Below are 19,275 nucleotides of genomic sequence, written 5' to 3' on the forward strand. Positions count from 1 at the left end.
CTATAATTCATAAATCACCAAACCACTGCGGAATTTCGGTTCGATGTAAGTGCTTTTCGGCGGCATGATCAAATCGTTGTCGGCCAAAGCTTTGATTTCATTGATGTCTGAAGGGAAAAGGATAAACCCGACTTCAAATTCTTCATCGTCAATTTTTTGTTTCAAATCCTGCAGCGATTGCTTTCCGGAAACGTATTCGATGCGTTCGTCGTTGCGTAAATCTACGATGTTTAAAATCGGCAACAGCACTTTATCATATAGGATCTGCGTATCCAAAGCATTCAGAATCGAGTCAAAATGTTTGTTTTTTAAAGTCAGGCTGTAGAACTGATGGTCAAGATACATTCCGAATTCATGCTTATTTGCCGGTTTGAACGGATGGTCGTCATAACTTTTGATGATGAAGTCGTCAGCGAGCTTTTTGATGAAGGCTTCTTTGGACAAACCGTTCAAATCCTTAATGAGCCGATTGAATTCATAAATTTTGACATTGTTCTCGGAAATTAAATAGCTCAACAGATAATCTTTAGCTTTGTTGTTCGGATCGTCGTTTTCTTCGGCAAGCAATTTAGCGGCTTCACAACGGTGATGGCCGTCAGCGATATAAAGATGATCGGTTTTTTTGAAAATATTCTGCAGCCAATTAATTTCTAATTGGTCATCGATTTTCCATAAATAATGCGTTTCCTTTTTGGTCGTCGAAAATTCAAAATCAGCCAGTTTCTGTGTGCAGTTGAAAATCCAGTTTTCGATCGTTTTGTTATCGGGATAAGACATCAGAACGGGTTCGGTGTTGAATTCCGAATATTTCATATATTCCTTGAGCAATCGAACCCTGAACGCAATCGTGTCTTCGTGTTTGCGAATGATATTGTTGCGGTATTCTTCGACGGAAGTTCCGACGATAATGCCTGTATAAGATTCAGTTTTGGTGATGATTTTATGAATGTAGATCGCAGGTTTATCATCTTTTACCAATATCACTTCGTTTTTGAAATCCTGGTATTTCTGATGTACCTGACGATAGCGTTTCTCATAAGCAATCGATTGTTGGTTGACAAAAGCCGGTTTCAACACATGCAGGAATGACAACGGATTGAAATCGAGTTGCGCCGCGAGTTCCGCATTGACATATTCATCGTAAGAGCGACAGGTCACCAGACACACTTTGTCGCGTGTCGGCCGGACTGCCTGAAAAGGAACTATTGTCGCCATTTTTTAATTGATAATTGATAATTGATAATTGATAATTTGTTCCGCTACGCTCCACACAATTTGGCTGTGCCTCGGGTGATAATTGATGATTTTTGCAATGAATTGCGACGTTAATTTTTCTGAAACATTTTGGCGACTTTCTCGGCTTTTTTACTTTCGCTGTAATCGTAAAAACCTTCTCCCGATTTCACGCCCAATTTGCCGGCGCGAACCATATTCACGAGCAATGGGCAAGGAGCGTATTTAGGATTTTTGAAACCGTCGTACATTACATGCAGAATCGCCAGACAAACATCAAGGCCAATAAAATCAGCCAGTTGCAACGGTCCCATTGGATGTGCCATGCCTAATTTCATCACGGTGTCAATTTCATAAACGCCAGCCACGCCATTATACAACGTTTCAATCGATTCGTTGATCATCGGCATCAGAATGCGGTTGGCGACAAATCCCGGATAGTCATTGACTTCCACTGGCACTTTTCCTAATGCGACCGACAAATCCATGATCGTTTTGGTGACTTCATCAGAAGTGTTGTAACCGCGTATGATTTCGACGAGTTTCATAATCGGCACCGGATTCATAAAGTGCATTCCAATCACGCGTTCCGGATGCGTCACGACTGCACCAATCTGTGTAATCGAAATCGAAGAAGTATTCGTGGCCAGAATCGTATTGTGCGAACAAGCTTCATTGAGTTGCTTGAAGATATTGAGCTTTAAGTCTACATTTTCAGTCGCAGCTTCGACTACCAAATCAACACCAACGACACCATCTTTGATGTCCGTGTAAGTGATGATGTTGCCAATGGTTTTGAGTTTGTCGGCTTCGGTAATCGTTCCCTTTGCAACCATTCGGTCAAGGTTTCCGGCGATGGTCGCCATGCCTTTATCGAGTGATTTTTCTGAAACGTCGATAAGTTTTACGGTAAATCCGCTTTGTGCAAAAGTGTGTGCAATTCCGTTGCCCATGGTTCCGGCTCCGATGACAGCTATAGTTTTCATATATGTGAATTAATTAGTTCTTAAAGCAATCTATAATTTGATAAGCAACGCGAAGTGCTTCTGTTCCTTGTTCTAAAGTTACGATTGGTGTAGTATTGTTGTTGATCGCATCGGCGAAAGTTTCGAGTTCGTCTAAAATGGCATTGTTCGGTGCGACTTCAGGATTCGCGAAATAGATTTGTTTTTTGACGCCTTCTGCATTTTGAAGGATCATATCGAAATCGCCGGGAACTTCAGGCGCGTCTTTCATTTTGACGACTTCACAGATTTTATCAAGGAAATCAACAGAGATGTAGGCATCCTTCTGGAAGAAACGCGATTTGCGCATGTTCTTCATCGAAATACGGCTTGAAGTCAAATTCGCAATGCAACCATTTTCAAACTCAATCCTCGCATTGGCGATATCCGGAGAATCCGAAATTACGGAAACGCCGCTCGCATTGATTTTTTTTACTTTGGAATGGACGACACTCAAAATCGCATCGATATCGTGAATCATCAAATCCAAAACCACCGGAACATCAGTCCCACGCGGATTGAATTCCGCTAAACGATGTGTTTCGATGAACATCGGATTGTCGATCATATCTTTGGTTGCGATGAAAGCCGGATTGAAGCGTTCTACGTGTCCGACTTGACCTTTGACGTTGAATTCCTTAGCCAGTGCGATGATTTCTTCAGCTTCTTCGACGGTATTCGAAATCGGTTTTTCGATGAAAACGTGCTTGCCCGATTTGATGGCGACTTTGGCACATTTGTAATGCGAAAGCGTCGGCGTCACGATATCGATGACATCCACAGCATGAATCAGCGTTGCGATGGTGTTGAATTGTTTGTATCCGAATTCCTCAGCGATTTTTTTTCCGTTCTCGAGATTTTCGTCGTAGAAGCCCACGAGCTCATATTTTTCGGACTGTTGCAGTAATTTCAAATGTATTTTTCCGAGATGGCCAGCACCTAAAACACCCACTTTTAGCATAAAATGTATTTTGAACAAAAATAGAAATAAATTTGCTTCGTACAATCTATTTTATCGCTAAGGTTTTTTATGTCTCAGCACAGCTCGGCTGCGCCTCGGGTGATAATGGATAATTGATAATTGACAATTATTTAGCCCATTCAAAATTTATAATGCAAAATTCAGAATAGAGAATTACTTTCTTATTTTTACCGAAAATTTTACCTCCAATATTTTGAAAGATACATCGAAACACCAAGGCCTTCGCAACCAGCTCGTCGCTTTGCTCAAAGAAAAAGGCATTACCGATAAAGCCGTTCTTGAAGCGATTAAAAAAATCCCAAGACATTTGTTTCTGAATTCGGGTTTTGAGGATTACGCTTATCAGGACAAAGCGTTTCCGATTGGTGCGGGCCAGACGATTTCGCAACCTTATACAGTAGCTTTCCAAAGTCAGTTGCTCGAAGTGAAGAAAGACCAAAAAATCCTTGAGATTGGCACAGGTTCGGGTTATCAAACCGCTGTATTGTGTACGATGGGCGCAAAAGTATACAGTGTAGAAAGACAAAACGAACTGTTCAAACAGACTTCCGTATTGCTTCCGAAATTAGGGATTCGTCCGAAACATTTGTCGTTTGGTGACGGCTACAAAGGATTGCCGAACCACGCGCCATTTGATAGTATTATTGTAACTGCGGGTGCGCCGATCATCCCAAAACCGTTGATGGCACAACTCAAAATAGGAGGCAGACTAGTGATTCCGTTGGGCGAGGAACATCAGATTATGACTTTGCTGATTCGCAAAAATGAAACGCAATTTGAGAAACATGAGTTTGGGGAATTCCGCTTCGTGCCTTTGTTGGAGAATAAAAATTAAGGATTTTGTCGGTTTCTGAAAGCTTCCATTTTGCTTTTTAAAAGATCCATTTCTGAGAATAAATCATCAATCGAATCTTTGGTGATTTGGGGTTGCAGTTCGCGATGCACTTCTGCGAGCGCCTTAAAACCGTATTCTTCCCCTGAAATCTGATTTAGGATTTTTTCTTTGAGCCAGGCTACCATCAAAGTTTCAAAATCTATTTCCAGCAATTGGGCTAACTCCAAGATTTGTTTTTTGGTCGGTTGGCGTTGGCCACTTTCAAATTTGCTGATCAATGCTTGGTCGATAGACAACAGCTTCGAGACTTCACGCGTTTTGAGCCCTTTTTGTTCGCGGGCATTTTTAAGAAGCGCTTTCATATTCAGATTATTTATATGACAAATCTAGTCATAAAATAAGAAACAAAACAACCCTAAAAACTTTTCTTGATGCGGTCAATATCGCGCTTAGTATCTTGCTCTTTGAGAGATTCGCGTTTGTCGTAGGTTTTCTTTCCGCGGCATAAAGCGATGTCAAGTTTTGCCAATCCTTTTTCCGTAGTATGTAATTTTATCGGGATGATCGTCAATCCTTTAACCTGAACATTTTTGAAAAGACTTTTCAATTCTCGCTTGTTGAGCAACAATTTGCGCTCGCTTCTGGCTTTGTGGTTGAATTGGTTTCCGAAAGCGTATTCTTCAATATAAGTGTTGATGGCGAAGAGTTCGCCGTTGCTAAATTCACAAAACCCTTCAGTGATATTGGCTTTGCCCAAACGGATTGATTTGATTTCTGTTCCGGATAACACAATACCTGCCGTGTAGGTTTCGAGGATTTCATAATCGAAACGCGCCCTTTTATTGAGAATGTTGACTGTTTTTAGCATAGCGTGGCAAATGTATAAAAATGTCGATTCAAAGTGCGCCTTTTTACCCAATAAGGGATGAAAAAAATATTTAAACTATGATTTAAGTCAGTTTTTATGATAAAGTACCACAATAAATTTGTCGTATAAATTTTAAACTATCATTAATTTTAAAACTGAAAACAAAATGAAAAAACTTTTATTGATTGCCGGAATCGCATTATTGAGCTTCAAAGGTTTCTCACAAGACAAAGGATTACAAGGAACATGGTGGGTTGCAGGACAACTTTCTACAAGCTCGGTAAAAACTGGAGATGAAAAATCTACTTCAACCATGATTTTGCCTATCGTAGGATACTTCTTTGCTCCATCGGTAACTGCGGGTGTCGGAATCGGAACGATGGGTTCTAAAAAAGATAATGCGGCCGGTGTGACTACAGAAGACAGTAATACTTTTGTAGTAAAACCATTAATCAGAAAATATTGGAACATCAAAGGTGGTTTGTTTTTCTATGGTCAGGCTGCTTTGCCAATCATGTCCGGTAAAGAGAAAATTTCTGATTCAAAATCAATGTCTGTAGGGTTAGAATTGGCTCCAGGTTTTGATTATGTGATTAACAAATGGTTGACGGTTGAAACTTCTTTCACGGTGTTTAATGTTAGCAGCACTACGATTACTCCGGATACTGGCGACAAAACCACTAAATTTAATTTCAATGCAAATCCGATGAACTCTGTTGCCGATAGAATGTTGGGCGATTTGCAGGTAGGTGTTAAGTTTTTGTTTTAATTAATATTGTTAGATTTGGTTGATTCGTTGACCGAAGATTAAAGGTTGTTATCTTTTTGATAATGACCTTTTTTCTTTTTATTAACATTTTTAAAATCAAGAACTTTTATTATTATATTCGTTGTACTAACCTTAAAAATCAAGACGTTATGATGACGAAATTATTAAAGTTATGTTTTTTTTTATTGCTGATTGTAGGCTGCTCCAGAGATGATTCGGAACAGGAAAGTATCTCGGTCAGTCCTGCCCAAAAAAATCCTTTGACTACCAATGAAATCAATGCTACTATTGATGAAACCATGCAAACAAAAGGAACTTTCAATTGGAAAAATGCGTCAAACCATGTCATTTGGAGTGCTGCAGTTCATGGGAATAATTTGATTACCATCGGTTTTGGAAATTCAAAAGATGATTTTGACCGTTCCAAATCAGCAAACAATCAAGCCATTCAGGAAGAATTATTACAAATCATTAAAAAGTACGAAGGCTTCGACGAAGATAAAATCTTAGTTTCTTCAGACCGGTATTTGAATATTATCAACGTCATCATTACCAAACAAGAAACGATTATCGCTTTGAGAAAAAACAAATACATACGATATATAGAACCCGCCGATTATAAATATGTTTCGATAAGCAATGCGCAAATGCGTTCGGCATCGAGTTCAGGATCTTCAGGCTGTGGTTACGAATCTGAAACCTTAAGCACTTCCGATTATACAGTGGTAACACCCAATGCCAAAGCACCCTGGACGTTTTATCAGCACAACATTCCCAATGCCTGGAATTATAGTACCGGGAGAGGAATTACTATCGGTATTGTCGATACCGGAATTTCACCCAATCAAACCTTATTGGGGTCCAATTTTAATACCGGCGATTCCTCAGGAAGAACCGTACAAAAAATTGGTGTTTATGTTGATTCCGTCTGGCCGTGGAGTACGACTACCGACGGACCTAACGACCTATGCGGACACGGAACCAGCATGGCTTCGGTAGCCACGGCGCCAAGAAACAATAACGGTTTGCCGGTTGGTGTTGCTTATAATGCAAATTTAATAACCTACAGAGCCGCTTCTAATGTCGTCATTGATGGTTATCAGGAGCAAGAAGGCGTTAAAAAAGCATTTACCGCTTTAGGAAATAATGCCAACGTCAAAATCATTTCGATGTCGATGGGTTATGTTTTTTCGGTTGGAAAAATTGAAGATGCTATTAAATATGCTTACAGTAAAGGAAAACTGATCTTTTGTGCCGGCGGAACTTCAACAAGCTTCACCACTTTTGTAGGGGTTATTTTTCCCGCATGGATGCCTGAAGTGGTTGCTGTTACCGGTGTCAAAGAAGGAAGCACCTATCAAAAATGTGATGTCTGCCACACCGGAAATAAAATTGATTTTACCGTAGCTATGGAACGTCTCGGAAGTGGGAACAGCGTTCCAGTGAATAGTTATTATAACAGCCAATCGGATTATGTTGGAGGTTCCTCAGTCGCTACAGCAACCACAGCTGGAATTGCTGCCTTGGTGTGGGCCAAAAATCCTACATGGACACGAGATCAGGTACTCACAAAAATGCGTCAATCGGCAGCTTTTTATCCGAATAAACACCCTGAATTTGGCTATGGCAATATCAATGCATTGTTGGCGGTTCAGTAAATCGCAACTTTAAAATACAATCAAACCACTATCATTTTTCTTTGGTAGTGGTTTTATTTTTTCTTCATCGGATAACTTTCCGAACTTACTTTTCCTTGTTGCATTCCTGAAATCGTAGCTACCAAACTGTCAGCGGTGATCTGCTGGTAAACAATTTTTTGAGGGAAATCGTGTTTTGGGTTTTCAAAGACCAATTGTTTCGGCGTTTGGGCTGTCAGTTGAAATGTAACCGGCTGGTTGTTGTTCTGGCCTTTGACCGTTGGTACATATAAAATAACTTCTCCTTTTTGCTTGAGTTCAATGCTTTCCGAATGTAAAGTGTCTTTTTGTTTAATGTAATAACTTACACCCAAATACAAACTGTCGTTGGTTTTGCTCCAGGTTTCGATCATGTCGCCTTCGTCGGATTTGTTTTCCCAAGTGCCGATGAGCCATTGCACCGATTCGAGTTTGTTTTCCTTTTTGGATTTTTTGCACGAGACACAAAGCGAGATTGCAGCTAGAATGATCAAGGTTTTTTTCATGAGAAGAAGGTTTACTGTTTTTACCGATACAATATTAGGAAAAAAAGCCATAGCCAGGATAGCAGTGGAAATCCTTTTGCGGCGTTGTTCGGCGCAAAAGATTGGGAACGTATAGCCTGAACAGCTCCTCAAAAAAACCATCAACCAAGAACTCACAACTATCAACTATTTTTTCTAAATTTGCACACCAAAAAAAGGAAATAATACCATGTTAGATAGATTACAATATGTAAAACAGCGTTTCGACGAAATTTCAGACTTGATTATCCAGCCTGATATCATTGCCGATCAGAAACGTTATGTGCAACTCAATCAAGAATATAAAGGCCTCAAAGGCTTGATGGAAAAACGCGATGAATATGTTTTGTTGGTGGCCAATATCTCCGAAGCTAACGAAATCATTGCCGACGGTTCCGATGCTGAAATGGTAGAAATGGCCAAAATGCAATTGGATGAAGCCAAAGGTCGTTTGCCAGAGTTGGAAGAAGAAATCAAATTTATGCTGATTCCCAAAGATCCGGAAGATGCTAAAAATGTCATGGTGGAGATTCGCGCCGGAACGGGTGGAGACGAAGCCTCGATTTTTGCTGGTGATTTGTTTCGTATGTATACCAAATATTGCGAAGCGCGCGGCTGGAGAACTTCTGTCGTGGATATGAACGAAGGAACTTCAGGCGGATTTAAAGAAGTTATTTTTGAAGTGACCGGTGAAGATGTCTACGGAACGCTCAAATTTGAAGCAGGCGTTCACCGTGTGCAACGTGTGCCACAAACCGAAACACAAGGGCGAGTACATACTTCTGCTGCTACGGTAATGGTTTTGCCAGAAGCTGAAGAATTCGACGTTCAAATTGATATGAATGATGTACGTGTCGACTTTTTCTGTTCTTCAGGACCAGGCGGACAATCGGTAAATACTACAAAATCTGCGGTGCGTTTGACCCACATTCCAACCGGATTGGTGGCGCAATGTCAGGATCAAAAATCACAACATAAGAACAAAGACAAGGCGTTAACAGTTTTACGTTCACGTCTTTACGAGCAAGAATTGGCGAAAAAAGAAGCCGAAGATGCGGTAAAACGTACCTCGCAAGTGAGTTCAGGTGACCGTTCCGCGAAGATTCGTACTTACAATTATGCGCAAGGTCGTGTCACCGATCACAGAATCGGATTAGACGTTTTTGATATGGATGGGGTGATGAACGGGAAAATTCAAAAATTTGTTGATGAACTCCAATTGGTCAACAATATGGAGAAGCTAAAAGAAAGTGAAGTTTTCTAAAAATAAAGATGCAAGAATCAAGATGCCATACGTTATTCAGTGTGGCATTTTTTTTAGGAGCTGATTCCCGCTGTTCGCTAAATCTTTTGTGTCGAACACCGCCACAAAAGGATATCGCTGCCATCGGGGCTAGGGCAATAGTTTTCAAAACAACATAGCGGACTTTGCGAAAAACTTTGCGAACTTTGCGGTTAAATAAAACACATGACTACAACAGAACTCACACAACAAATCCAACACAAAAAATCCTTTCTCTGCATTGGCCTCGACGTCGATTTGGCAAAAATTCCACAGCATTTATTGCAACTCGAAGACCCGATTTTCGAATTCAACAAAGCCATCATCGATGCCACACATGATCTCGCTGTAGCTTATAAACCCAACACTGCTTTCTATGAAGCCTACGGAATCAAAGGCTGGCAATCATTGCAAAAAACCATCAATTATCTTAACGAAAACTATCCCGAAATCTTCACGATCGCTGACGCCAAACGCGGGGATATCGGCAACACTTCATCAATGTACGCCAAAGCCTTTCTCGAAGATTTGAATTTTGATTCCGTAACCGTCGCGCCATACATGGGCAAAGATTCCGTCGAACCTTTTTTAGCTTTCGAAAACAAACACACCATTTTATTAGCTCTGACTTCCAACGAAGGTGCTTTCGATTTTCAAACCTTAAACACTAGCGAAAAACCATTATACCAGCAAGTTTTAGAAACCTCAAAAACATGGAAAAATGCTGAAAATTTGATGTATGTAGTAGGCGCCACCAAAGCAGAATACTTCAAAGAAATCCGAAAAATCGTTCCCGATAGCTTCTTATTGGTTCCGGGCGTCGGTGCTCAAGGCGGCAGTTTATCCGAAGTTTTTCAACACGGAATGAATAATTCTATAGGATTGATAATCAATTCTTCACGAGCGATTATCTATGCTTCTGATGGAGAAAATTTTGCAGCAAAGGCTAGGGAAGAAGCGCAGAAAATCCAAAGCGAAATGCAGCGAATTTTGCAAAACAGATAATAACTCAGAACCTTAGTGCCTCAGTTCCTTAGTACCTCAAATGAAAACACTCACAGATCAAATCGGAACGCAACACAACTTAGAATCTTCGCCAAAAAAAATCGTTTCGCTCGTTCCATCACAAACCGAATTGCTTTACGAACTTGGTCTGGAAGATCGCATCATTGGCATCACCAAATTCTGCGTGCATCCGTATCATTTCAAATCCACCAAGAAAGTTGTCGGTGGCACCAAGAAAGTGCATGTAGAGAAAATCAGATTGCTAAACCCTGACATCATCATCTGCAACAAAGAAGAAAACACCTTAGAAATCGTCGAACAATTAAAAGAAATTTGTCCGGTTTGGGTTACTGATATCCGCACTATTGAAGATAATTTCCAAATGATTATCGATTTCGGACAATTGTTCAACTGCCGCACTGAAGCCCAAAAATGGAACGACAAACTTGCTTTTGCTTTAACGGATTTCAAGAAGTTCATTCAAGAAAAACCAATTCAGAAAGTAGCCTATTTTATTTGGAAAGATCCTTACATGGTGGCAGGTTCCGACAATTACATCAATGAGGTTTTAAAGCTCAACCATTTCCAAAACATCTATATTGACAAAGGCCGTTATCCCGAAGTTGAAATCCGGAAAATGCGTCTCGAAGGCGATCCAGATTTGCTTTTCTTATCCTCGGAACCTTTTCCGTTCAAAGACGAAGACGCCTTCGAAATCGGCCGTTTCACGCACCACGCCAAAACCATTTTCGTTGACGGCGAAATGTTCTCATGGTATGGCAGCAGGTTGTTAAAAGCGTTTCCATACTTCAAAATGTTGCACAGCAAACTTTAATTTCTTCCAAAACGACTACATTTACAAAAAAAATAAATTGATCCATTATACCCTATATCCAAACCAAGCCAGCAATCAGTGGGTTACTTTTGTTCACGGTGCCGGTGGCAGTTCTTCTATTTGGTACAAACAGATCCGCGATTTCCAAAAGCACTATAATGTTTTGTTGTTAGACTTGCGCGGCCACGGAAATTCGGCTCCGACGCTCAAAGAAGCATTCCAAAAAAAGTATACGTTTTCTGCTTTAGCCAATGATATATTGGACGTTTTGGATCATTTGAAAATCGAAAAATCACATTTCGTAGGCATTTCGCTGGGCACGATTTTAATCCGGCAACTGGCGGAAATGTATCCAAGTCGTGTGCAAAGCATGATTTTGGGCGGTGCCATTCTCAAAATGAATTTCCGATCACAAATCCTGATGAAGCTTGGAAACGTCTTCAAATACGTTTTGCCTTATCTAGTGCTCTATCGTTTTTTTGCTTTTGTGATTATGCCTAAGAAAAACCACAAACAATCGAGGTTGCTGTTCATCAACGAAGCCAAGAAATTATACCAGAAAGAATTCATCAAGTGGTTTAAGCTTACCGCCGAAATCAATCCTGTTTTAAAATGGTTCCGCCAAGTAGAATTGCACATCCCAACGCTTTACGTGATGGGCAATGAAGATTATATGTTTTTGCCTTCGGTCAGGAAAGTGGTCGAGAAGCATTATAAATCCTCAAAGTTGTTTGTCATCGAACACTGCGGTCATGTCGTCAATGTGGAGCAACCAGCAATCTTCAATAAAAACGTAATCGCGTTCCTTCAAACCGTCACATAAAAAAAACCGCGTCGTGAAACGCGGCTTCCTTATTAAACTAACTCTAAACCAAAATAATAAAAACCTTTTTTTTATTACATTACAAATGTCAGACACTTAGCGGACTATCGTAGTTAAAGCTTTGTTATATATTTGTTTGGGTTGTGTTAAGTTTTAAAAAAAGGTTATTCGTGGATTTGGTTATTCGGTTATTTGTAACTCCGAATAACCAAATCACAAATCTACTTTTTGTCTTGCATCGCAAACACTTTTTTGAGCAGATCCGAAGTTCGCGATTTCAAATTGGTCCGAATATCTTTTTCTTCGACCGAAATCATTTTGAAAACGCCATCCATCGATTTGTTCGTCACATAGTCCGTAATATCAGGATTGACTTTAGAAACCATCGGAATCGTATTGTATTTTTTGATGATCGACGCCCAGATCTTATCCGCGCCGACTTTCCCAATCGATTGCTGCACCACCGGACTGAACTTCGCATACAAAGCGCTCGAAGTCGTGCCTTTCAGATAATCCGTCGCCGCAGTTTCCTTGCCTAAAAGAATCGATTTCGCGTCGGTGAACGACATATTCTTAATCGCGTCCACAAAAATCGGAGTCGCTTCCTTCACGGCATCTTCAGCGGCACGGTTCAACGATTTGATGCCGCTGTCGGCGAGTTTGCTCATGCCCATTTTACGCAAAGTTTTATCGACTTTCTGCAATTCGGCTGGCAACAGAATCTTGACCATCTCGTTCTTATAAAAACCATCGGTCGCGGTCAGTTTCGTCACTTGTTTCGTGATTCCGTTGTTCAAAGCTTCTTTCAAACCACCAGCAATATCAACCGTTCCCGAAGCATTCACTCCGTTGAGTTTGTCTTTCACTTGGTTCAGAATATCCTGCCAATCCTGCGCCATACCAACACACGGAATCAGAAGAAAGAGGAATACGATTTTTTTCATAGTTATATTTTTTAGGAGCCGGGAACCTGCTGTACGCTCATATCTTTTGTGTCGAACGCCGCCACAAAAGGATAACCGCAACATCAGGGCTAGGGTTTTCGTTTACATTAACGCCCAAATCTAAAATTAATTTCCCCGAAAAAACAGACTTTATTATAATTTTATGTTTTAGCTTATTTAATAGGCAAATTTTTGAAAATTCTGTAAATTGCACGCTCTAAAAAGCGAATCTTTTAAACATGGAACAAGCCCTACCGTATATTCCCGTACACAAAGTCCGAATCGTAACCGCAGCCTCACTTTTCGACGGCCACGATGCCGCGATCAATATCATGCGCCGCATCATCCAATCCACCGGTGTTGAAGTCATTCATCTCGGGCACGACAGAAGTGTCGAAGAAGTTGTCAATACTGCAATCCAGGAAGACGCGAACGCGATTGCAATGACATCCTACCAAGGCGGACACAACGAATATTTCAAATACATGTACGACCTGCTTAAAGAAAAAGGAGCAGGGCATATCAAGATATTCGGCGGTGGCGGTGGTGTGATTTTACCGTCTGAAATTGCGGAGCTCCACGAATACGGCATCACGAGAATCTATTCGCCAGATGATGGTCGCGCCATGGGTTTGCAAGGCATGATCAACGATTTGGTGAAGCGATCCGATTTTGCAGTCGGCGATGTGCTCAACGGCGAAGTCAACCATCTTGAAGAGAAAAACCCAACGGCGATTGCACGCGTGATTTCATCAGCGGAAAATTTTCCTGAAGTCGCCAAAGGAACGTTAGACATCATCCACACTAAAAATAAAGATTGTAAAACGCCTGTGTTAGGAATAACAGGAACTGGCGGCGCAGGAAAATCATCCTTGGTCGATGAACTCGTTCGTCGTTTCCTAATCGATTTTCCAGAAAAAACAATCGGTTTGATTTCTGTCGATCCGTCAAAAAGAAAAACCGGCGGCGCTTTGTTAGGCGACAGAATCCGGATGAATGCGATCAACAATCCCAGGGTTTATATGCGTTCGCTCGCTACCCGTCAATCTAACTTAGCCTTATCAAAATATGTAGCTGAAGCCATTCAGGTTTTGAAAGCTGCCAGATATGATATCATCATTTTAGAAACTTCAGGAATCGGACAATCTGACACTGAAATCATGGACCATTCGGATGTTTCGCTTTACGTGATGACACCAGAATTCGGAGCGGCAACCCAACTCGAAAAAATCGATATGTTGGATTTCGCAGATTTAGTCGCAATCAACAAATTCGACAAACGCGGTTCGCTTGACGCCTTGCGCGATGTGAAAAAACAATACCAAAGAAACCACCAGTTGTGGGATGCGGATTTAGATACTTTACCGGTTTTCGGCACGATTGCCTCGCAGTTCAACGATCCGGGAATGAACACGCTTTACAAAGCGATCATGGACAAAATCCATGAGAAAACACAATCCGACCTAAAATCGACGTTCCAGATTACGCGCGAAATGAGCGAGAAAATCTTCGTGATTCCGCCCCACAGAACGCGTTACCTTTCTGAGATTGCCGAAAACAACCGCAAGTATGACGAAATCGCTTTAAGTCAGGAACAAGTGGCTCAGAAATTATACGGAATTTTCAAAACCACAGAAACCGTTTCGAGAAAATTACCGCTTCTGAACAAAGCCGGAATCGTGGAAGAATCTTTAAACATCAACGAACAGAACAAAGATTTTCTTTCGTTACTGACCAAAGAATTCGACCGCGTCAAAATGGATCTCGATCCGTACAACTGGGAAATCATCCTAACCTGGGACGAAAAAGTCAATAAATATAAAAATCCTGTTTATTCGTTTAAAGTACGTGACAAAGAAATCAGGATTGCCACGCATACTGAATCGCTTTCGCATTCACAGATTCCAAAAGTCGCTTTGCCGAAGTATCAGGCTTGGGGCGATATTTTGCGTTGGTGTCTGCAGGAAAACGTTCCGGGCGAATTTCCTTTTACATCGGGATTGTATCCGTTCAAGCGAGAAGGCGAAGATCCGTCGAGAATGTTTGCCGGAGAAGGCGGACCAGAAAGGACGAACAAACGTTTTCATTACGTAAGCGCCGGATTGCCCGCAAAAAGACTTTCGACCGCTTTCGACAGTGTTACTTTATATGGAAATGATCCGCACATCCGCCCTGATATTTATGGAAAAATCGGTAATGCCGGTGTTTCGATCTGTTGTCTTGACGATGCTAAAAAATTGTATTCCGGTTTCGATCTGGTGCATGCGATGACTTCTGTAAGTATGACCATCAACGGTCCGGCGCCGATGTTGCTTGGTTTTTTTATGAATGCCGCGATCGATCAACAATGCGAACATTACATCAAAGCCAACAATTTAGAAGCAGAAGTTGAAGAAAAAATCAATGAGATTTATAAAAAGAAAGGCACCAAACGTCCGCAATACCAAGGCGAATTGCCGCAAGGAAACAACGGATTAGGCTTGATGTTACTCGGCGTTACCGGCGATTTGGTCTTGCCAGCCGCGGTTTACAATGACATCAAAGCCAAAACACTTTCTCAGGTTCGAGGAACCGTTCAGGCTGATATTTTGAAAGAAGACCAGGCTCAGAATACTTGTATTTTCTCCACAGAATTTGCGTTAAGATTGATGGGCGATGTGCAGGAATATTTCATCGAAAAAAACGTGCGCAACTTCTATTCAGTTTCAATTTCGGGTTATCACATTGCCGAAGCAGGAGCGAACCCAATCACACAATTGGCGTTTACGTTGGCTAACGGATTCACTTACGTGGAATATTATTTAAGCCGTGGCATGAACATCAATGATTTCGGGCCGAACTTATCGTTTTTCTTCTCGAACGGAATCGATCCAGAATATGCCGTAATTGGACGTGTAGCGCGTAAAATCTGGGCGAAAGCTTTGAAAAACAAATACGGAGCAAACGAAAGAGCGCAAATGCTCAAATACCATATTCAAACTTCTGGTCGTTCGTTGCATGCGCAGGAAATCGATTTTAATGATATCCGTACGACTTTGCAGGCTTTGTATGCGATTTATGACAACTGTAATTCGTTGCACACGAATGCTTACGATGAAGCGATTACGACACCAACGGAAGAATCTGTCCGTCGAGCGATGGCCATCCAGTTAATCATCAACAAAGAATTGGGATTGGCGAAAAACGAAAATCCGATCCAAGGTTCGTTCATCATAGAAGAATTGACGGATTTGGTTGAAGATGCCGTGTTGCAGGAATTCGACCGCATTACCGAAAGAGGCGGCGTATTGGGCGCGATGGAAACGATGTACCAACGTTCTAAAATTCAAGAGGAAAGTTTGTATTATGAAACGTTGAAGCATACCGGAGAATTCCCGATTATCGGTGTGAACACATTCTTAAGTTCGAAAGGTTCGCCAACAGTGATTCCGATGGAAGTGATTCGTGCGACCGAAGAAGAAAAACAGTATCAAATAGAAATGCTCAACGAATTGCACCAATCAAATCAGCACCAAGTGGAAGAACAGCTCAACATCATTCAGGAAGCCGCAATCAACAACCAGAATATCTTCGAACGTTTGATGGAAGCGACGAAAGTTTGTTCGTTAGGGCAAATCACCAGCGCTTTGTTTGAAGTCGGCGGGCAGTACAGAAGAAATATGTAGCAATTTTGCTGTAGTCAAATAGAAAACCGGTAATCTAATCATTATCGGTTTTTTTAGTTATTGAAATACTTCCGATCCCAAATCGCAGTATTAAAATTTTTGCCCATCATAAAAAAGGCATACATCAAAACCGCTACGATCGATTTGAAAGCAAATAAGAAGATAATGATACTCGCCATAGGTACCGATTTACTCAAATTATTCTCTGGAGTCAAAAAAGTGATTGCCAAACTGATTACCAAGCAAAAAACAACAAAATTGAATAAGTTTTTAAACGGCTTTACTTTCCATTTTCGAATAGGATTGATGTCATTGCCCCATTGATGAATCAGATAGTAATAATCATTTCCAATGGGTGCAAAAAGCAACGGATCGTCATAACTTAACAAATCAAAAGCCTTGGTGGGCGCCATAATTTTGAATCCTTGTAAGGTCGTTTGATGTTTTTTCTCTAAAGCATGTATTTTTGATACGGCTTCTTCAGGAATAGCTTCTTTAAAAAAAGAACTGTCTAAAAAACGTAATCTATAGGAAACGCAAACCGAACGTATTTGCGTCAAATGAAAAATCTTATCGGATTCTAAAAGATCAAAGTTAAAATCATTAAAATCTGTTGAACTTTTTTCCCGAATAGCGTTTTTGATGGTTTGCCTCGCCACTTCGTTTGCTTGCAGAAGCGACGAAATTTCTTCTAATAATTCAGATTCAGATTTAAATTTATTGCGTTCGACTAATAATTCCTTTTCCAATAAACCCTTATTTTGTAACATCTTAATAGTGATTAGCGGCCATTAAACATTTGATTAACATACTCCATGAAAGTAAGAAAAAAAGCGTTTCATAAAAACTATTTTACTGAAAATTAGCAGTATAACTATTGTTAAATTTTGGGTATAAAAAAACCGGCAATGGATTTACCGGTTTTTAACAGTTGTATGTTCTTAATTTATTTAAGGCTTCCCACCATTTCCTCAGGTTTCACCCAAGCATCGAAATCTTCAGCAGTTACATAACCCAAACGAACCGCTTCTTCTTTTAAAGTCGTTCCGTTTTTGTGTGCCGTTTGTGCGATTTCAGCCGATTTGTAGTAACCGATTTTCGTGTTTAAAGCCGTTACCAACATCAATGAATTATCAACCAATTCTTTGATGCGTTTGTAATTCGGTTCGATACCGATCGCGCAATGTTCTTCAAAAGAAAGACAAGCATCGCCGATCAGTCTTGCCGATTGCAAAAAGTTCGCAGCCATCACAGGTTTGAAAACATTGAGTTCGTAGTGGCCTTGCATGCCGCCAACTGAAATCGCTACATCGTTTCCAATCACTTGAGCACAAACCATAGTCAATGCTTCACATTGCGTCGGGTTTACTTTTCCGGGCATGATCGAAGATCCTGGTTCGTTTTCCGGAATTAAAATTTCGCCAATTCCAGAACGTGGGCCTGAAGCTAACATTCTGATATCGTTGGCAATTTTATTTAGAGAAACCGCCAATTGTTTCAAAGCGCCATGGCTTTCGACAATCGCGTCATGTGAGGCTAAAGCTTCGAATTTATTCGGCGCAGTTACGAAAGGATGACCTGTAAATTTAGCAATGTATTCCGCAACTTTTACGTCATAACCCTCAGGTGTGTTCAATCCGGTTCCGACTGCGGTTCCACCTAAAGCCAATTCGGATAAATGCGATAAAGTATTTTTAAGTGCTTTGATGCCGTAATTTAATTGGGCTACATAACCAGAGATTTCCTGTCCTAAAGTTAAAGGCGTCGCGTCCATCAAGTGGGTGCGGCCGATTTTTACGACCTGTTTGAATTCAGTGGCTTTGGCTTGTAAGGTATCGCGCAATTTTTCAACGCCTGGAATGGTGACTTCAACTGCGGCTTTGTAGGCTGCGATGTGCATTCCGGTGGGGAACGTATCGTTCGAAGATTGCGATTTGTTGACGTCGTCGTTGGCTTTAACGACTGGTTCGCCTTCGCCGATTTTGAAGCCTGCAAGCACTTGTGCGCGGTTCGCAATGACTTCATTGACGTTCATATTGCTTTGCGTTCCGGAACCTGTTTGCCAAATCACTAAAGGAAATTCACCTTCGAGTTTTCCGGCTAGGATTTCGTCACAAACGGCTGCAATGGCGTCGCGCTTTTCGGTTGATAATACGCCTAAGTCGCAGTTGGCATAAGCGGCCGCTTTCTTTAAATAGGCAAAACCTTCAATGATTTCTTTGGGCATAGAAGCCGATGGCCCGATTTTGAAGTTGTTTCTGGATCGTTCTGTTTGTGCACCCCAATATTTATCGGCCGGGACTTTTACTTCGCCCATGGTGTCTTTCTCAATTCTGTATTCCATTGTTTATTTGTGTATGTGGTTATTGTGTATTTGATTTTTGGGCGTTCCCCTGCGGGTCGGGCTTTCCGCAGTACACGGTACTGCTTCCAATCCCTAACGCGGTTCTGGGTTAACGAGAAGCCTTAGCCCCGATTGCAACGGTATCCTTTTTCTTGCTTCTTTAGCAAGGAAAAGATTTAGTGGAAAGCGGGAAACAGCTCCTAAAAAGCAGTACAAATTTAGGCATAAATACTATTTTATAAAAATTGATTTGGATTTAATTGGTCACAAAAAATAATACGCTTACATTTGCGTATAATTCAAAAAAATTCCGGAAAACATGTTTGAATTTTCACAGTACTTAGGCTTTTTACTTTTCTTGACCGTGCTTACTATAGGTTTCTGGTTGATGTTTTTCTTGGTGGCTTTCGTCCAGTATTGGGTGGGAGGCGCGCTTTGGGAAATGTATAAAGAAAGAAAAGCGAAAAAAGCAGAATCTAATTAATT

The 19,275-nt window shown here is 41.0% G+C and carries 18 protein-coding genes; 9 read left to right on the top strand and 9 right to left on the bottom strand.

Annotation, left to right across the window (positions count from 1 at the left end; all coding sequences use genetic code 11):
* From Q0058_RS08865 to Q0058_RS08875, 3 genes are all read right to left on the bottom strand, one after another.
* Complete coding sequence (locus Q0058_RS08865; RefSeq protein ID WP_298223018.1) at positions 1-1,215, bottom strand: DUF1015 domain-containing protein; 1,215 nt, start codon at positions 1,213-1,215, stop codon at positions 1-3.
* A 110-nt stretch (positions 1,216-1,325) separates the two neighbouring features.
* Positions 1,326-2,219 (bottom strand): 3-hydroxybutyryl-CoA dehydrogenase, encoded by an 894-nt coding sequence (locus Q0058_RS08870; protein WP_298223020.1) that lies wholly within the window; start codon positions 2,217-2,219, stop codon positions 1,326-1,328.
* Between the two features lie 13 nt (positions 2,220-2,232).
* Positions 2,233-3,198, bottom strand: a complete 966-nt coding sequence (locus Q0058_RS08875; protein WP_298223022.1) for a Gfo/Idh/MocA family oxidoreductase — start codon at positions 3,196-3,198, stop codon at positions 2,233-2,235.
* Between the two features lie 214 nt (positions 3,199-3,412).
* Here Q0058_RS08875 and Q0058_RS08880 point away from each other — a divergent pair, with 214 nt between their 5' ends.
* Entirely contained in the window at positions 3,413-4,054 is a 642-nt protein-coding gene (locus Q0058_RS08880; protein ID WP_298223024.1) for a protein-L-isoaspartate(D-aspartate) O-methyltransferase, read from the top strand.
* Here Q0058_RS08880 and Q0058_RS08885 read toward each other — a convergent pair.
* Complete coding sequence (locus tag Q0058_RS08885) at positions 4,051-4,416, bottom strand: helix-turn-helix transcriptional regulator (RefSeq protein WP_298223026.1); 366 nt, start codon at positions 4,414-4,416, stop codon at positions 4,051-4,053. The two genes, Q0058_RS08880 and Q0058_RS08885, sit on opposite strands and share 4 nt — an antisense overlap.
* Positions 4,417-4,469: 53 nt before the next feature.
* On the bottom strand, positions 4,470-4,922 hold the full coding sequence (gene smpB, locus Q0058_RS08890) for an SsrA-binding protein SmpB (protein WP_298223028.1): 453 nt from the start codon (positions 4,920-4,922) through the stop codon (positions 4,470-4,472).
* A 166-nt stretch (positions 4,923-5,088) separates the two neighbouring features.
* Between smpB and Q0058_RS08895 the strand changes: the two genes are divergently transcribed.
* Both Q0058_RS08895 and Q0058_RS08900 read left to right on the top strand, forming a co-directional pair.
* Positions 5,089-5,691 (top strand): outer membrane beta-barrel protein, encoded by a 603-nt coding sequence (locus tag Q0058_RS08895; RefSeq protein WP_298223030.1) that lies wholly within the window; start codon positions 5,089-5,091, stop codon positions 5,689-5,691.
* A 149-nt stretch (positions 5,692-5,840) separates the two neighbouring features.
* Entirely contained in the window at positions 5,841-7,349 is a 1,509-nt protein-coding gene (locus Q0058_RS08900) for a S8/S53 family peptidase (RefSeq protein ID WP_298223032.1), read from the top strand.
* Positions 7,350-7,402: 53 nt separating this feature from the next.
* Here the strand turns inward: Q0058_RS08900 and Q0058_RS08905 are convergent, their stop codons facing one another.
* Positions 7,403-7,873, bottom strand: coding sequence for a DUF6265 family protein (locus tag Q0058_RS08905; protein ID WP_298223034.1), 471 nt, complete (start codon positions 7,871-7,873; stop codon positions 7,403-7,405).
* A 208-nt stretch (positions 7,874-8,081) separates the two neighbouring features.
* Between Q0058_RS08905 and prfA the strand changes: the two genes are divergently transcribed.
* The 4 genes from prfA (at position 8,082) to Q0058_RS08925 (ending at position 11,836) form a co-directional block, all read left to right on the top strand.
* Complete coding sequence (prfA, locus tag Q0058_RS08910) at positions 8,082-9,155, top strand: peptide chain release factor 1 (protein ID WP_298223036.1); 1,074 nt, start codon at positions 8,082-8,084, stop codon at positions 9,153-9,155.
* Positions 9,156-9,359: 204 nt separating this feature from the next.
* Complete coding sequence (pyrF, locus tag Q0058_RS08915; RefSeq protein ID WP_298223038.1) at positions 9,360-10,178, top strand: orotidine-5'-phosphate decarboxylase; 819 nt, start codon at positions 9,360-9,362, stop codon at positions 10,176-10,178.
* Between the two features lie 40 nt (positions 10,179-10,218).
* On the top strand, positions 10,219-11,013 hold the full coding sequence (locus Q0058_RS08920) for an ABC transporter substrate-binding protein (protein ID WP_298223040.1): 795 nt from the start codon (positions 10,219-10,221) through the stop codon (positions 11,011-11,013).
* Between the two features lie 37 nt (positions 11,014-11,050).
* On the top strand, positions 11,051-11,836 hold the full coding sequence (locus Q0058_RS08925; protein ID WP_298223042.1) for an alpha/beta hydrolase: 786 nt from the start codon (positions 11,051-11,053) through the stop codon (positions 11,834-11,836).
* Between the two features lie 221 nt (positions 11,837-12,057).
* Here the strand turns inward: Q0058_RS08925 and Q0058_RS08930 are convergent, their stop codons facing one another.
* Complete coding sequence (locus tag Q0058_RS08930; RefSeq protein ID WP_298223044.1) at positions 12,058-12,780, bottom strand: DUF4197 domain-containing protein; 723 nt, start codon at positions 12,778-12,780, stop codon at positions 12,058-12,060.
* Between the two features lie 239 nt (positions 12,781-13,019).
* On the opposite strand from Q0058_RS08930, the gene Q0058_RS08935 reads away from it, so the two are divergent.
* On the top strand, positions 13,020-16,445 hold the full coding sequence (locus Q0058_RS08935) for a methylmalonyl-CoA mutase family protein (protein ID WP_298223046.1): 3,426 nt from the start codon (positions 13,020-13,022) through the stop codon (positions 16,443-16,445).
* Between the two features lie 53 nt (positions 16,446-16,498).
* Here Q0058_RS08935 and Q0058_RS08940 read toward each other — a convergent pair whose 3' ends face one another.
* Both Q0058_RS08940 and fumC read right to left on the bottom strand, forming a co-directional pair.
* Positions 16,499-17,215: a hypothetical protein gene (locus Q0058_RS08940; RefSeq protein ID WP_298223048.1), complete on the bottom strand. Its 717-nt coding sequence runs from the start codon at positions 17,213-17,215 to the stop codon at positions 16,499-16,501.
* A gap of 176 nt (positions 17,216-17,391) precedes the next feature.
* The gene (gene fumC, locus Q0058_RS08945) at positions 17,392-18,789 is read right to left on the bottom strand and encodes a class II fumarate hydratase (RefSeq protein ID WP_298223049.1); all 1,398 of its coding nucleotides are present in this window, start codon (positions 18,787-18,789) and stop codon (positions 17,392-17,394) included.
* A 319-nt stretch (positions 18,790-19,108) separates the two neighbouring features.
* Between fumC and Q0058_RS08950 the strand changes: the two genes are divergently transcribed.
* Complete coding sequence (locus tag Q0058_RS08950) at positions 19,109-19,273, top strand: hypothetical protein (protein ID WP_298223051.1); 165 nt, start codon at positions 19,109-19,111, stop codon at positions 19,271-19,273.
* Positions 19,274-19,275 lie beyond the last annotated feature (2 nt).

The sequence above is a fragment of the Flavobacterium sp. genome (genome assembly GCF_027484705.1).
Classification (GTDB): Bacteria; Bacteroidota; Bacteroidia; order Flavobacteriales; family Flavobacteriaceae; genus Flavobacterium.